General features: G+C 71.9%; 13 protein-coding genes. All 13 read left to right on the top strand.

Translation table 11 applies throughout. The features are described 5' to 3' along the window. Positions 1-103 precede the first annotated feature (103 nt). A complete protein-coding gene (locus tag BJ961_RS26215; protein WP_271415252.1) occupies positions 104-772 on the top strand; it encodes a GntR family transcriptional regulator in 669 nt (222 codons plus the stop codon). After that, positions 769-1,677 (top strand): dihydrodipicolinate synthase family protein, encoded by a 909-nt coding sequence (locus BJ961_RS26210; protein WP_271415251.1) that lies wholly within the window; start codon positions 769-771, stop codon positions 1,675-1,677. The genes BJ961_RS26215 and BJ961_RS26210 overlap by 4 nt, the downstream gene beginning before the upstream one ends. Beyond that, complete coding sequence (araD, locus tag BJ961_RS26205) at positions 1,674-3,413, top strand: L-arabinonate dehydratase (protein WP_271415250.1); 1,740 nt, start codon at positions 1,674-1,676, stop codon at positions 3,411-3,413. Before BJ961_RS26210 ends, araD begins: the two co-directional genes overlap by 4 nt. Positions 3,414-3,506: 93 nt before the next feature. After that, a complete protein-coding gene (locus BJ961_RS26200) occupies positions 3,507-4,442 on the top strand; it encodes a carbohydrate ABC transporter permease (RefSeq protein WP_271415249.1) in 936 nt (311 codons plus the stop codon). Further along, positions 4,439-5,335, top strand: a complete 897-nt coding sequence (locus BJ961_RS26195) for a carbohydrate ABC transporter permease (protein WP_271415248.1) — start codon at positions 4,439-4,441, stop codon at positions 5,333-5,335. Before BJ961_RS26200 ends, BJ961_RS26195 begins: the two co-directional genes overlap by 4 nt. Then, a complete protein-coding gene (locus BJ961_RS26190; RefSeq protein WP_271415247.1) occupies positions 5,332-6,489 on the top strand; it encodes a Gfo/Idh/MocA family protein in 1,158 nt (385 codons plus the stop codon). Before BJ961_RS26195 ends, BJ961_RS26190 begins: the two co-directional genes overlap by 4 nt. Next, positions 6,486-7,331: a DUF6807 domain-containing protein gene (locus tag BJ961_RS26185; RefSeq protein WP_271415246.1), complete on the top strand. Its 846-nt coding sequence runs from the start codon at positions 6,486-6,488 to the stop codon at positions 7,329-7,331. Before BJ961_RS26190 ends, BJ961_RS26185 begins: the two co-directional genes overlap by 4 nt. Then, positions 7,328-8,869, top strand: a complete 1,542-nt coding sequence (locus tag BJ961_RS26180) for a glycoside hydrolase family 43 protein (protein WP_271415245.1) — start codon at positions 7,328-7,330, stop codon at positions 8,867-8,869. The genes BJ961_RS26185 and BJ961_RS26180 overlap by 4 nt, the downstream gene beginning before the upstream one ends. A 66-nt stretch (positions 8,870-8,935) precedes the next feature. Continuing rightward, a complete protein-coding gene (locus tag BJ961_RS26175; protein ID WP_381159941.1) occupies positions 8,936-10,294 on the top strand; it encodes an ABC transporter substrate-binding protein in 1,359 nt (452 codons plus the stop codon). Between the two features lie 152 nt (positions 10,295-10,446). Next, positions 10,447-11,250, top strand: a complete 804-nt coding sequence (locus tag BJ961_RS26170; protein ID WP_271415243.1) for a rhamnogalacturonan acetylesterase — start codon at positions 10,447-10,449, stop codon at positions 11,248-11,250. Positions 11,251-11,320: 70 nt separating this feature from the next. Then, positions 11,321-12,655: a pectate lyase family protein gene (locus BJ961_RS26165; RefSeq protein ID WP_271415242.1), complete on the top strand. Its 1,335-nt coding sequence runs from the start codon at positions 11,321-11,323 to the stop codon at positions 12,653-12,655. A gap of 92 nt (positions 12,656-12,747) precedes the next feature. Further along, positions 12,748-13,899, top strand: coding sequence for a pectinesterase family protein (locus BJ961_RS26160; RefSeq protein ID WP_271415241.1), 1,152 nt, complete (start codon positions 12,748-12,750; stop codon positions 13,897-13,899). A gap of 125 nt (positions 13,900-14,024) precedes the next feature. Next, positions 14,025-14,822 carry an HAD family acid phosphatase gene (locus tag BJ961_RS26155; RefSeq protein WP_271415240.1) on the top strand — a complete coding sequence of 266 codons (798 nt, stop codon included), beginning with the start codon at positions 14,025-14,027 and terminating at the stop codon, positions 14,820-14,822. Positions 14,823-14,828: the final 6 nt, after the last annotated feature.

Genomic DNA, 14,828 nt, shown 5'->3' with positions numbered 1-14,828 from the left:
CTTCAACGCGTCGTACTCCGTACGTCATATATGAGACGCGATACGCGAGATCTGATGTCCGAGATCTGTCCGCGCATCCGACGCGAGATTCCGAGAGGCGCGCATGACCTCTGTGCCCACGCCGATCCCCTCCCGCACGCAGTACGTGCTCGAGGAGATCAAACGCCGCATCCTCACCGGCCGGCTGACGCCCGGCCAGGCTCTGGTCGAGACCGACCTCGCCGCACAGTTCGGGGTGTCCAAGACACCGGTGCGCGAGGCGCTCAAGACGCTGGCCGGTACCGGACTGGTCGTGATGAGCCAGTACAAGGGCGTCACGGTGCGCATGGTGGACGCGGACATGGCGCGCGAGGTCTACGACGTGCGGCTCCTCCTGGAGCCCGAGGCCCTCAAGCGCGCCGTGCGCCGCGGAGCGTCCCTGGACGCCGCCCGCGACGCGCTCACCACGGCCGACCGGGCCACGGACACCGCCGAACGGTCGCTGGCCAACCGCGAGTTCCACCGAGCCCTGTACGTGCCGTGCGGCAACCCGCTGCTCGGCCGGATGCTGGACGAGGTCCGCGACCAGGCGGCCCTCGTCTCCGCGGTCGCCTGGGCCGCCGACCCCTCCTGGGAACGGGAGGCGGGCGAGCACCAGGAGATCCTGCGCCTCGCCCTCGCCGGTGACGCCGACGGCGCGGCCCGCGCCCTCCACGCGCACATCGCGTCGTTCGTCGAGCGGGCCTTCCCCGAAGCGGGGACCGCGGCCCAGGAAGAGGACGGTCAGGCATGACAGCGACGTTCGAGACCCAGCGGGCGGCCCTGGCCGACGTGGTGGCGATCCCGGTGACCCCGTTCGCCGAGGACGGCACCGTCGACCCCGCCACCTACCGGGCCCTGCTGCGTCGTCTCCTCGACGGTGGCATCACGACCCTCACCCCGGGCGGCAACACCGGCGAGTTCTACGCCCTCGACCCGGCCGAGCGGCGCCTGGTCACCGAGCTGACCGTGGAGGAGGCAGGCGAGCGCGCGGACATCCTGGTCGGCGTCGGCCACGACGTGCCGACCGCGGTCGCCTCCGCCCGGCACGCCCGCGACCTGGGCGCCTCCATGGTGATGGTCCACCAGCCCGTCCACCCCTACGTCTCCCAGGGCGGCTGGGTCGACTACCACCGCGCCATCGCCGAGGCCGTGCCCGAACTGGGCGTCGTGCCCTACATCCGCAACGCCCAGCTCACCGGCGCCCGCCTCGCCGACCTCGCGGACACCTGCCCCAACGTCGTCGGCGTGAAGTACGCCGTGCCGGACGCCTCCAAGTTCGCCGCGTTCGCCCGCGACGCCGGCCTCGACCGCTTCGTCTGGATCGCGGGACTCGCCGAGCCGTACGCGCCCTCGTACTTCAGCGCGGGAGCCACCGGCTTCACCTCGGGCCTGGTGAACGTCGCCCCGGCCGTCTCGCGGAACATGATCGAAGCACTCCGCTCGGGCGACTACCCGGCCGCCATGAAGGTCTGGGAGCAGATCCGCCGCTTCGAGGAACTGCGCGCCGCCAACGGCTCCGCCAACAACGTCACCGTCGTCAAGGAGGCCCTCGCCTCGCTGGGCCTGTGCCGCCGGGAGGTCCGCCCGCCGAGCAAGCCGCTGCCCGAGAGCGAGCGCGCCGAGGTCGCCGCCATCGCCGCGGGGTGGTCCATATGACAGCCCCGAGCAGCCGGAAGGCGCCCGAACAGCTCCGCAGCCACCAGTGGTACGGCACGGACGGCCTGCGCTCCTTCAGCCACCGCGCCCGCACCCGCCAGCTCGGCTACCTGCCCGAGGAGCACCTCGGCAAGCCCGTCATCGCCATCCTCAACACCTGGTCCGACATCAACCCCTGCCACGTCCACCTGCGCGACCGCGCCCAGGCGGTCAAGCGCGGGGTGTGGCAGGCGGGCGGGTTCCCGCTGGAGTTCCCGGTCTCCACGCTCAGCGAGACCTTCCAGAAGCCGACCCCGATGCTCTACCGCAACCTCCTCGCCATGGAGACCGAGGAGCTGCTGCGCTCCTACCCGGTCGACGGCGCCGTCCTGATGGGCGGCTGCGACAAGTCCACGCCCGCCCTGCTCATGGGCGCCGCCAGCGTCGACCTGCCCGCCGTCTTCGTGCCCGCCGGGCCCATGCTGCCGGGGCACTGGCGCGGCGAGACCCTCGGCTCGGGCACCGACATGTGGAAGTACTGGGACGACAAGCGGGCCGGCCTCATCGGCGACTGCGAGATGCAGGAACTGGAGAGCGGCCTGGCCCGCTCGCCCGGCCACTGCATGACCATGGGCACCGCCTCCACGCTGACCGCGGCCGCCGAGGCGCTCGGCGTCACCGTCCCGGGCGCCTCCAGCATCCCGGCCGTCGACTCCGGGCACGACCGGATGGCCGCCGCCGCCGGACTGCGCATCGTCGAACTGGTCCACCGGGACCGGAAGCTGAGCGACATCCTCACCGCCGACGCCTTCGAGGACGCCGTCACCACCGTCCTCGGCCTCGGCGGTTCCACCAACGCCGTGATCCATCTGATCGCCATGGCGGGCCGGGCCGGAGTCACCCTCACGCTCGACGACTTCGACCGCGTCGCGCGCACCGTCCCGGTGCTCGCCAACGTCCGCCCCGGCGGACGGACCTACCTGATGGAGGACTTCCACTTCGCCGGCGGACTGCCCGGCTTCCTCTCCCGCATCACCGACCTGCTCCACCTGGACCGCCCCACCGTCTCCCACGACACCCTGCGGGAGCAGCTGGACGGCGCCCTCGTCCACCACGACGACGTCATCAGGACCCGCGACAACCCCGTCGCGAGCGAGGGCGGGGTCGCCGTACTGCGCGGCAACCTCTGCCCGGACGGCGCGGTCATCAAGCACATCGCCGCCGAACCGCACCTGCTCAAGCACACCGGGCCCGCCGTCGTCTTCGACGACTACCGGACCATGCAGCGCACCATCAACGACCCAGAGCTGGGCATCACCGCCGACACCGTGCTGGTGCTGCGGGGCTCCGGGCCCAAGGGCGGACCGGGCATGCCCGAGTACGGCATGCTGCCCATCCCCGACCACCTGCTCAAGCAGGGCGTGCGCGACATGGTCCGGATCTCCGACGCCCGGATGAGCGGCACCAGTTACGGCGCGTGCGTGCTGCACGTGGCCCCCGAGTCGCACGTCGGCGGACCGCTCGCCCTGGTGCGCACCGGCGACCCCATCACCCTCGACGTCGAGGCCCGCACCCTGCACCTGGGCGTGGACGACGAGGAGCTGGAGCGCCGCAGGGCCGCCTGGACCCCGCCGCCCGCCCGCTACGAGCGCGGCTACGGCGCGCTCTACAACGAACAGATCACCCAGGCCGACACCGGCTGCGACTTCGAGTTCCTGGCCCGCCCCGGCACGGTGCAGGACCCCTACGCGGGCTGAGCCCGCCGAACGGCGGAACCCCGCACACCCCTGCCCGGCGAGAAAGCGCTTCCTGTACGACCCCCGCACGCCGCACCAGAACGGAGAACTGTCATGGCCCAAGCCGCAGCCGTGGCGAAACCGCCCGCGCCACCCCGGCGGCGCCGTGCCTCGGCCACGCCGCGCAGGCTCCCGTACCTGCTGATCGGACCGGCCGCCCTGCTGATGCTGGGCTTCATCGCCTACCCGGTCATCAGCGTCTTCTACTACAGCCTCCAGGAGTACAACCCCACCAAACCATGGCGGAACGGCTTCGCCGGCTTCGACAACTTCGTCAAGATCTTCACCGACGACCCGGTCTTCTGGGACACCCTCGTCTTCAGCGCGAAGTGGGTCTTCGTCGAGGTCGGACTGCAACTGCTCTTCGGCCTGGCACTGGCCCTCATCGTCAACCAGACCTTCGTGGGCCGGGGCGTCGGGCGGGCCCTGGTCTTCTCCCCGTGGGCCGTCTCCGGCGTGCTGACCTCCGCGATCTGGGTCCTGCTCTACAACTCGCAGACCGGCGTGACCCGGTACCTCGCCGACATGGGCATCGGCTCGTACGGCACCAGTTGGCTCTCCGACACCTCGACCGTGTTCTCCGCGGCGGTCGTCGCCGACCTGTGGCGCGGCGTGCCCTTCTTCGCGATCCTCATCCTCGCCGACCTCCAGTCCGTCTCGAAGGACCTGTACGAGGCCGCCGAGGTCGACGGCGCCAGCCGGTTCAAGCAGTTCTGGCACATCACGCTGCCGCACCTGAAGGACGCCATCATCCTGTCCACGCTGCTGCGCGCGGTGTGGGAGTTCAACAACGTCGACCTGCTCTACACCCTGACGGGCGGCGGACCCGCGGGCGAGACCACGACGCTGCCCCTGTACATCGCCAACACCAGCGTCGACGCGCACGACTTCGGCTACGCGTCGGCCCTCACCACGGTCGCGTTCGTGATCCTGCTCTTCTGCTCGATCGTCTACCTGCGGCTGAGCAAGTTCGGAGGCGAGAACAAGTGATCACCAAAGAAGCCCCCGCGGCCGCCCCCGCCCCCACGCCGGTCGCCCCCGCGGCCTCGCGGCCCGGCAAGAAGCGCCCGGCCTGGGACGAGGTGCCCCGCTGGCAGATCTACCTGCCGCTCGGGATCTACCTGGTCTTCACCCTGATCCCGTTCTACTGGATCCTGCTCTTCGCGCTGCGCCCGGCCGGCTCGACCTCGCTCGTGCCCTGGCCGATGACCACCGAGCACTTCGAGAAGGTGTGGACCGACCGCGGCTTCGGCACCTACTTCGAGAACAGCGTGTACGTCGGGCTCGCGACCCTGGTGATGACCACCCTCGTCGCCCTGGCCGGCGGCTACGCCCTCGCCCGGTTCGACTTCAAAATCAAGCGGGGCTTCATGCTCGCCCTGCTCTGCTCCCAGTTCGTGCCCGGCGCGCTGCTCCTGGTGCCGCTGTTCGAGATCTTCGCCAAGCTCCAGATGATCAACTCGCTGGGCAGCGTCATCATCGCCGAGACGGTCTTCCAACTGCCGCTGTCGATCATCCTGATCAGCAACTTCATCAAGAACGTGCCGTACTCCCTGGAGGAGGCCGCCTGGGTCGACGGCTGCGGCCGGTTCCGGGCCTTCCGGATCGTCGTACTGCCGCTGCTGCGGCCGGGCCTGATCGCGGTGGGTTCCTTCGCCTTCGTGCACTCCTGGAACCACTTCCTGTTCGCCCTGATGTTCCTCAACAACCAGAGCAAGCAGACCATCCCGGTCGGCCTCAACTCCCTGATGAGCGCGGACAGCGTCGACCTCGGCGCGCTCGCCGCCGGCGGCATCGTCGCCGCCGTCCCCGTCGTGATCGTCTTCGCCTTCATCCAGAAGTGGCTGATCACCGGCTTCAGCGCGGGGGCGGTGAAGGGATGACCCCGGTCCCCGTCGTCCTCGCCGGCGCCCGCGGCCACGGCCGCTGGCACGTCGCCAACATCCGCCGCCTGGAGCGGGCGGGACTGGTCCGGCTGGCCGGCATCTGCGAGCTGACCCCGCTGACCGAGCAGGAGGCGGGCGGCGACCTCCCCGAGCAGTCCGCCGACTTCGGGGCACTCCTCGACTCCACCGGCGCCCGGATCGCCGTGATCTGCACGCCGATCCCCACCCACACCGACCTCGCGCTGACCGCCGCCCGGCGGGGCGTGCACCTGCTCCTGGAGAAGCCCCCGGCACCGTCGTACGCCGAGTTCCGGCGCATGGCCGACGGGGTCGCGGAAGCCGGGGTCGCCTGCCAGGTCGGGTTCCAGTCACTGGGCTCGCACGCGGTCCCCGCCATCCGGGAACTGGTGGCCGAGGGGGCGATCGGCGAGGTCGTGGGCATCGGCGGGGCCGGCGCCTGGGTGCGGGACGAGGCCTACTTCCGCCGGGCGCCCTGGTCCGGCAAGCGGCGGCTGAACGGCGCCGACGTCATCGACGGCGCGCTCACCAACCCGCTGGCCCACGCCGTCGCCACCGCCCTCGCGCTCGGCGGGACCGCCCGCGCCGAGGACGTCACCGGCATCGAGACCGAGCTGAGCCACGCCAACGACATCGAGGCCGACGACACCTCCTGCGTGCGGATCGCCACCGCGCGCGGGCACCGCGTCACCGTCGCCGCGACCCTGTGCGCCGAGCGGGCCGACGAGCCGTACGTGCTGGTGCACGGCACCGGCGGCCGCGTCACCTTCTGGTACAAGCAGGACCGCGTCCTGCTCCAGCGCGGCGGCCACGGCCCCGAGGAGTTCCACCACGACCGCACCGACCTGCTGGAGAACCTGGTCGACCACCTCACCACCGGCGTGCCGCTGCTGGTGCCGCCGGACGAGACGGGCGCGTTCATGCGGGTCGTCGAGGCGATCCGGCTGGCCCCCGACCCCGACCGGCTGCCCGAGGCCGCCTGGCGCCGCGTCCCCGGCGAGAGCCGCCGCGTCGTCCCCGGCATCGACGCACTCGTGGCCGCCGCCGCCGACACCCTCTCCCTGTACTCCGAGCTGGGCGCACCCTGGGCGCCGCGCACCGAGCACCCGCGCTACGAGGTGAGCACCCGATGACCGGCAACGACTCCCCGGTACTGCGCGTGGCGGGCCGCCCCGTCGCCCGCTACGTCACCCGGCCCGACCTGCCCCCCAGGCTCTCCCCGCGCCCCTGCCTGCACCCCGTCACCACCCTGGCCGGCACCGCCGTCACCGAGTTCAGCCCCGCCGACCACCTCCATCACCTCGGCGTCGGTGTCGCCGTTCCCGACGTCGAGGGGCACAACTTCTGGGGCGGACGCACCTACGTCCAGGGCCGGGGGCCGACCGAGCTGGACAACCACGGCACCCAGCGGCACACCGCCTTCCAGCTCAGCGACCCCGACGGCTTCGTCGAGGAGCTGCGCTGGACCGCGGCCGGCGCCGAGCTGCTGCGCGAGCGCCGCACGGTCGCGGCCACCGAACTCACCGCCACCGCCTGGGCGCTCGACTTCACCTTCTCCCTCACCAACATCACCGCGAACCCGCTCACCCTCGGCAGCCCCGCCACCAACGGACGCCCCGGCGCCGCGTACGGCGGCTTCTTCTGGCGTGCCCGCAAGGAGAGCGCGGCGCCCGGTGTCTTCACCGCCGACCGGGAGGGCGAGGACGAGGTGCACGGCACGAGCGCCGACTGGCTCGCCCTGACCGGGGACACCTGGTCGCTGGTGTTCGCCGGCGCCACCGAACGCACCCGGCGCGACCCGTGGTTCGTGCGCACCGCGCAGTACCCGGGGGTCGGGTCCTCGCTGGCCCACGACGAGCGGGTGGCCGTCGACCCCGGCGACACCCTGGTCCGGCGGATCGTCACCGTCGTCGCCGACGGCCGCCTCGACGCGGACGGCGCCGCCTCCCTCGTACGCAAGGCGGTGGGCCCGTGACCGCCGAGAGCGCCGCCGGGGCCGCCCTCCGGAGTGCGGGGACGTACACCAACCCCGTCCTGAACGCCGACTGGTCCGACCCGGACGCCGTCCGCGTCGGCGACGACTTCTACCTCACCGCCTCCAGCTTCGGCCGCGTCCCCGGACTGCCGCTGCTGCACTCCCGGAACCTGGTCGACTGGACCCTCGTCGGGCACGCCCTGGACCGCCTGGAGCCCGAGCGGGAGTTCACGAGGCCCCGTCACGACTGCGGCGTCTGGGCTCCGTCCCTGCGCCACCACGCTGACCGCTTCTGGATCTTCTGGGGCGACCCCGACCAGGGCGTCTTCCAGGTCAACGCGCCCGAGATCAGGGGCCCGTGGACCGCGCCCCTGCTGGTGAAGGCGGGCAGGGGGCTGATCGATCCGTGCCCCCTGTGGGACGAGGAGAGCGGCGAGGCGTACCTCGTGCACGCCTGGGCCCGCTCCCGCTCCGGCGTCAAGAACCGGCTCACCGGTCACCGCATGCGCCCCGACGGCACCGGACTCCTCGACGACGGCAAGGTGATCGTCGACGGCGACGGCCTGCCCGGCTGGTTCACCCTGGAGGGCCCCAAGCTCTACCGCCACGACGGCTGGTTCTGGATCCTGGCGCCCGCCGGCTCGGTGGAGACCGGCTGGCAGGGCGCCTTCCGCTCCCGCGACTTCTTCGGGCCGTACGAGGAGAGGGTCGTCCTCGAACAGAAGGACACCGACGTCAACGGCCCCCACCAGGGCGGCTGGGTGCGCACGGCGTCCGGCGAGGACTGGTTCCTGCACTTCCAGCAGCGCGGCGCGTACGGCAGGGTGGTCCACCTCCAGCCGATGCGGTGGACGCGGGACGGCTGGCCGGTGCTGGGCGACGACGGCGCCCCCGTCACCGAGCACGCCCGTCCCGCGCTGCCCCCGCAGCCGCCCGCCGCGCCAGCGACCGACGACGACTTCCCCGGCGGACGGTACGGCCGCCAGTGGTCGTGGACGGCCAACCCCCGTGACGGCTGGGCCACCCGGCACTCCGGGGACGGACTGCGCCTCGCCTGCGTCCGCTCGTCCGACGCGCACGACCTGCGCCTGCTGCCGAGCGTCCTCACCCAGAGGTTCCCCGGCGTCCCCGCGCTGATCGAGGTCGACCTGCGGCTGGACAGCGCGGAACCCGGCGCGCGGGCGGGACTCGCGGTCCTCGGCGACGCCTACCGCTGGATCGGGCTCCAGCGGGACCCGGACGGCACGGTGCGGCTGGTGCACCGGTTCGCCGAGTCGGTGGCCGAGGCCGAGCGGGACGCCGACCGTCCGCGCCCGGCGCCCGGGGGACGGGCACGGCTGCGGATCGAGACCGTCTCCGGGGCGCGCTGCCGCTTCTCCTACGACCTCGGCGACGGCCCGCGGCCCGTCGGCCGGGAGTTCGCCGCCGCCCCCTGGCGCTGGGTCGGCGCGCTGCTCGGCCTGTTCGCACTCGCCCCCGACGGCCGGGGACCCGCCGGCACCGCCGCCTTCACCCGGTTCCGCGTCGGGCCCCACTGACCCCCACGTTGTCGTTCCACCGCTTTGTTGGATCCAGAAGAAGAGAGCCGACCGATGAGGATCAACATGCTCAGCAGCAGAGACAAAGGCACAGCCAGGCGCCGGACGTCCGCCGCCGTGGCCCTGGGGGCCGTGCTCGCGCTCACCGCCACCGCCTGCGGTGACGACGGCAGCGGGTCGGGCGGCGGCAAGGGCGCCGAGGGCAGCGGCACGGGGAAGATCACCTTCTGGGACAACAACGGCGGTATCCGCACGGCCGTCTGGAAGGAGATCATCGCCGCCTTCGAGAAGGCGAACCCGGACATCGACGTCGAGTACGTCGGCATCGCCGCCACCGAGTACCAGTCCAAGGTCGACACCGCCATCCAGGGCGGCGGACTGCCGGACGTCGGCGGCGTCACGGCCTCGATGCTCGCGGGCTTCTCCGCCCAGGGGGCGCTGGAGCCGCTGGACGACCGGCTCGCCGAGTCCGCCCTGAGCGGCGAGCTCAACAAGGACATGGTCGAGTCCCTGAAGGCCGCCGGCGGCGGCGACGGCACCCTGTACTCGGTGCCGACCTCCGCCAACAACGGCGTCCTCTACTACCGCACCGACCTGTTCGAGAAGGCCGGTCTCGACGCGCCGACGACGTGGGACAAGTTCTACGACGCCGCCGAGAAGCTGACCGACACGGGCAAGAACGAGTTCGGCTACACCATCCGCGGCGGCTCCGGCTCCATCGCCCAGGCGCTCGACGCGATGTACGGGCAGTCCGGCATCACCTCGTTCTGGGACGCCGGCAAGAAGAAGACCACCGTCAACGACCCGAAGAACGTGGAGGCGCTGGAGAAGTACGCCGCCCTCTACAAGAAGGTCACGCCGGCCGCCGACGTCAACAACGACTTCGCGAAGATGACCGCCCAGTGGGACACCGGCACCATCGGCATGCTGAACCACAACCTGGGCTCGTACCAGGACCACGTGAAGGCGCTCGGGGCCGGGAAGTTCCGCGGCATACCGCAGCCGGTCGGCCCCTCCGGCAAGCGGGTCCAGGTGTCCAACCCGGTCGACGGGCTCGGCATGTTCAAGAGCGGCAAGAACAAGGAGGCCGCCTGGAAGTTCATCGAGTTCGCCACCTCGAAGGAGCAGAACTCGAAGTTCAACGCCTCGGCCGGGCAGGTGCCGTCCAACACCGGTGCCGCGAACGACGCGTGGATCCAGAAGGCCGAGCCGACGAAGCTGGCGGCGCAGGCGCTGAACGACGGGTCCACGACCATCATCCAGCTGCCGTACTACCTGCCGGACTGGAACACCATCTCCAAGGCGGACAACGAGCCGAACTTCCAGAAGGTGCTGCTCGGGAAGATGAGCGCGAAGGCGTTCCTGGACACGGTGGCCGAGCAGCTGAACGAGGCGCAGGCCGAGTGGACGGAGCAGATGGGTTAGTCGGCGGTCTCGGTTTCGCCGTGGGCGGTCCGTGGTTCGTTGCGGGCTGCGGGCCGTCCGTGGTTGATCGCGCCCACGCGGCGCAGCCGCACATCGGTACAGCCCCGCGCCCCTGAGTTTCTATCCCAGCCCCTCGTTGAAAGGTAGCCCGCGTGTCACTCAGCCGAAGGCAGGTCGCTGCCGCTGCCGTCACCTCCATCCCTCTGGCGTTCGCTGCCGCCCAGACCGCCCAGGCCGGCGGACACCGCCGCCCTCGCAGCCTCTACATCGCCGGGGACTCCACCGCCGCGCAGAAGTACGCCGACGCCGCGCCCGAGACCGGGTGGGGCATGGCGCTGCCCTTCTTCCTCAGCGGGGACCTCGGTGTCGCCAACCACGCCGTGAACGGGCGGAGTTCCAAGAGCTTCGTCGACGAGGGACGGCTCGACGTCGTCCTCGGCGCGATCCGGCCCGGCGACTTCCTCCTGATCCAGTTCGCGCACAACGACGAGAAGGACGAGGACCCCACCCGCTACACCGAGCCCTGGACGACGTACCAGCGGTATCTGCGGATGTACGTCGACGGGGCGCGGGCCCGCGGGGCGCGGCCGGTGCTGGCCACGCCCGTCGAGCGGCGCCGGTTCGACGCGGAGGGCGACGCCGTGCCGAGCCACGGGGAGTACCCGGCCGCGATGCGGGCGCTCGCGCGCCGGGAGGGCGTGGCACTGCTCGACGCGCAGGCGCTGTCGCTCGCCCTGTGGCAGCGGCTCGGCGCCGAGGGGACCAAGGCGTACTTCAACTGGACCGCCACCGAGCAGGACAACACCCACTTCAACCCGCCGGGTGCGATCGCGGTCGCCCGGCTCGTCACCCGGGAACTGCTGCGCGGGCGGGTGCTGGCGCACCGGGACGTGCGCCGACTGGACGAGGAGATCCCCGAGTCCTGGATCAGCTGGCCGGACCCGGCCACCGCGTAACACTGCGCACACCACCCCGAGCAACCCCGAGAAACCCCGAGAAACCCCGAGAACCAGGGAGAGCCGCACCATGAGCACCCAGAGATGGCATGGGCATGCCATGAAGAGCGCCGCCGCACTCGTCGGCTGCACCGCCCTCGTCCTGAGCCTGACCGCCGCCACGGCCGAGGCCCGCCCCGGCCACCACCATCCCCGCGACACCGCCCGGCAGACGCTGCCCGCGAACGACGGCTGGGCCGCGCAGGGCGCCGGCACCACCGGCGGCGCCGCCGCCGACGCCGAGCACGTGTACACCGTCTCCACCTGGGCCGAGTTCAGGGCCGCGCTCGCCGCCGACGGCACCGCGCCCAGGATCATCAAGGTCAAGGGCACCGTCGACGCCGTCTCCGAGGGCTGCGAGGCCTTCGCCGCACCCGGCTACGACTTCGACGCCTACCTGGAGAAGTACGCGCCCGAGAACTGGGGCATGGACACCGACCTGAGCGCCGAGCCCGACGACAGCCCCGAGGGCCTGCGCCGCACCTCCGCCGCCCAGCAGGACCGGTCCATCAAGGCGAACGTCCCCTCCCACACCACCATCATCGGCGTCGGCCGGGGCGCCGCGCTCAAGGGCGCCAGCCTCCAGATCAAGGACGTCGACAACGTCATCGTCCGCAACCTGACCTTCGAGAGCCCCGTCGACTGCTTCCCCCAGTGGGACCCGACCGACGGGGACCGGGGCAACTGGAACTCCGAGTACGACAGCGCCGTCGTGTACGGCTCCACCCACGTCTGGCTCGACCACAGCACGTTCACCGACGGCGAGCACCCCGACAGCGCGGCGCCCACCTACTTCGGCATGCTCTACCAGCAGCACGACGGCCAGCTGGACATCGTCAAGGGCGCCGACTACGTCACCGCGTCCTGGAACGTCTTCACCGAGCACGACAAGACGATCCTGATCGGCAACAGCGACAGCGAGTCCACCGCGGCCGTCGACCGCGGGCACCTGCGGGCCACCTTCCACCACAACCTGTTCAAGAACCTCGTCGAGCGCGCACCCCGGGTCCGCTTCGGCCAGGTCGACGTCTACAACAACCACTTCGTGGGCTCCGACGACTACGCCTACAGCTTCGGCGTCGGCAAGGAGTCCGCCCTCGTCGCCGAGCACAACGCCTTCACCCTGCCGGCCGGGGTCAGCCCCGCGAAGGTGCTCAAGCGCTGGAACGACTCGCCGCTCAGCGCCGCCCACAACCGCGTCAACGGCCGCACCGTCGACCTGATCGCCGCGCACAACGCCGCGAACCCGGACGCGGCCCTCCGCTCCGGCGCGGGCTGGACGCCGACGCTGCGCACCAAGGTCCTCCCGTCCCGGGCGGTCCCCTTCGTCGTCGACCACGGCGCGGGCGCCGGCCGTCTGCGCTGACGGCCGTCCATGAACCGGGCCGGGGCGCCCGCACCGCCCCGGCCCACCCCTCCCGCCCCTCCTCGCCCCGTCCGCCCCGAAGGAGCACCCGCATGCACCGACCCGCCCCCTCCCGCAGAGGCTTCCTGCTGGCGACCGCCGGCGCGGGCACCGCCCTCGGCCTCGCGGCAGCCGGCCCCGCCGTCGCCGGCACCCGGTCCCGCCCGCACCCGCGTCCCTTCGGCCGGTACGGCTCGCCCGCCGCCCGCCCCACCCCCAAGACCCTGTACGTCGACCCGCACGGCCGCGGCGACTTCACCTCCGTCCAGGCCGCCGTCGACGCCGCCGCGGGCGACGGCTGGACACTGGTCCTCGCCCCTGGCACCTACCGCGAGACGGTCTCCGTCGACGCCTCGCGCACCGGGGCGACCTGGATCGGCGCCTCCGGGGACCCGCGCGACGCCGTCATCGTCTTCGACAACGCGGCCGGCACGCCCAGGCCGGACGGCTCCGGCACCTACGGCACCAGCGGGTCGGCCACCACCACCGTGCGCGCCGACGGCTTCACCGCCCGCGCGATCACCTTCGCCAACGACTGGCTGCGCGCCGACCAGCCCGGCTGGACCGGCACCCAGGCGGTCGCGATCAAGGCCATGGGCGACCGGTCCGCCTTCCACGACTGCCGCTTCCTCGGCCACCAGGACACCCTCTACGCCGACACCCGAGACCTCTCCCTCTTCGCCCGCCAGTACTACGAGCGCTGCCACGTCGAGGGCGACGTCGACTTCGTCTTCGGCCGGGCGACCGCCGTGTACGAGCACTGCCACTTCCGCACCCTGGTCCGCCCCGACCTCGACGCCGCCCCGTACGGCTTCGTCTTCGCACCGTCCACGGCGGGCGCCAACCCGCGGGGCTACCTGGTGATCCGCGGCCGCGTCAGCAGCGAGGCCCCCGACGGCTACTACAAGCTGGCCCGCCCCTGGGTGCCCAGCTCCGACACCACCGCCCGCCCGATGCTCACCGTGCGCGAGACCCACCTGGGCGCGGGCATCGACGCGGTGGCGCCCTACGCGAACATGCGGGACGACTCCCCCTGGCAGGAGCAGCGGTTCGCCGAGTACCGCAACACCGGGCCCGGCGCCGCGGTCACCGTCCCGGAGAACCGGCCCCGGCTCACCCGCGCCGAGGCCGCCGCGCACACCCGGGAGGCGTACCTCGGCGACTGGCGGCCCTACGACCGGCGGCCCCACCACGGACGGCACTGAACGGGCCGACCGGGCCGTCGCGGCCGGTACTTGACCTGCTTGACGCGATCTTTGCCAGATACGGGGGCGCGAATCCGGCCACGGGTCTCGCGCTCACCCGAGTGACGCGCGTAGAAACATGTGCCATGCATAAACCACTGCGGATCGCGACCGTCACCGCCGCCTGTGCCGTCGCCGGTGCCGTCCTGTACGGCACGGGCGCCGCCACCGCCGACCAGTCGACGGCCAACTCCACCCACGAGCCGTACAACATCGGGGTGCTGGCCAAGGACATCGACGCCTACTACGGCACCACACTCGACGACGACGGCGTCTACCAGGCATCCCCGGACAGCCCCTACGCCGACGACCTCGCCCGCGTCGACGCCGCCGCGAGGAAGCAGATCGACCGGGCGGCCCGCACCGCCCACCACAAGCACACCAGGCCCGCGGTCGTCTTCGACATCGACGACACGCTGCTGCTCAGCCTCGACTACGAGAAGAAGAACGACTACGGCTACGACGGCGCCACCTGGGCCGCCTACGTCGACCGGGCCGACCGCCCCGCCGTCCCCGGCAGCCCCGAACTGGCCATGTACGCGCAGAAGAAGGGCGTCGAGGTCTTCTACAACTCGGGGCTCGGCGAGGCGCAGCGTGCCGCCGCCGTCGAGAACCTGAAGAAGGTCGGCGCCGACGTCAACCTCGACACCGCCCACATCTTCCTCAAGGACAAGGCGAACCCGCCGTCCTACCTGGCCCACTGCGCCACCCCGGGCACCTGGAAGTGCACCACCGTCCAGTACAAGGCGGGCACCCGCCGGCACATCGAACGGGACCTCGGCTACGACATCGTCGCCAACTTCGGCGACCAGTACTCCGACCTCCAGGGCGGCTACGCGGACCGCACCTACAAGCTGCCCAACCCGACGTACTTCGTCGAGTAGCGTGCC

It is taken from the genome of Streptomyces lienomycini, from assembly GCF_027947595.1.
Taxonomy (GTDB): Bacteria; Actinomycetota; Actinomycetes; order Streptomycetales; family Streptomycetaceae; genus Streptomyces; species Streptomyces lienomycini.
The sequence above is the reverse complement of the archived record's forward strand: the minus strand, read 5'-3'. Positions and strand labels throughout refer to the sequence as shown.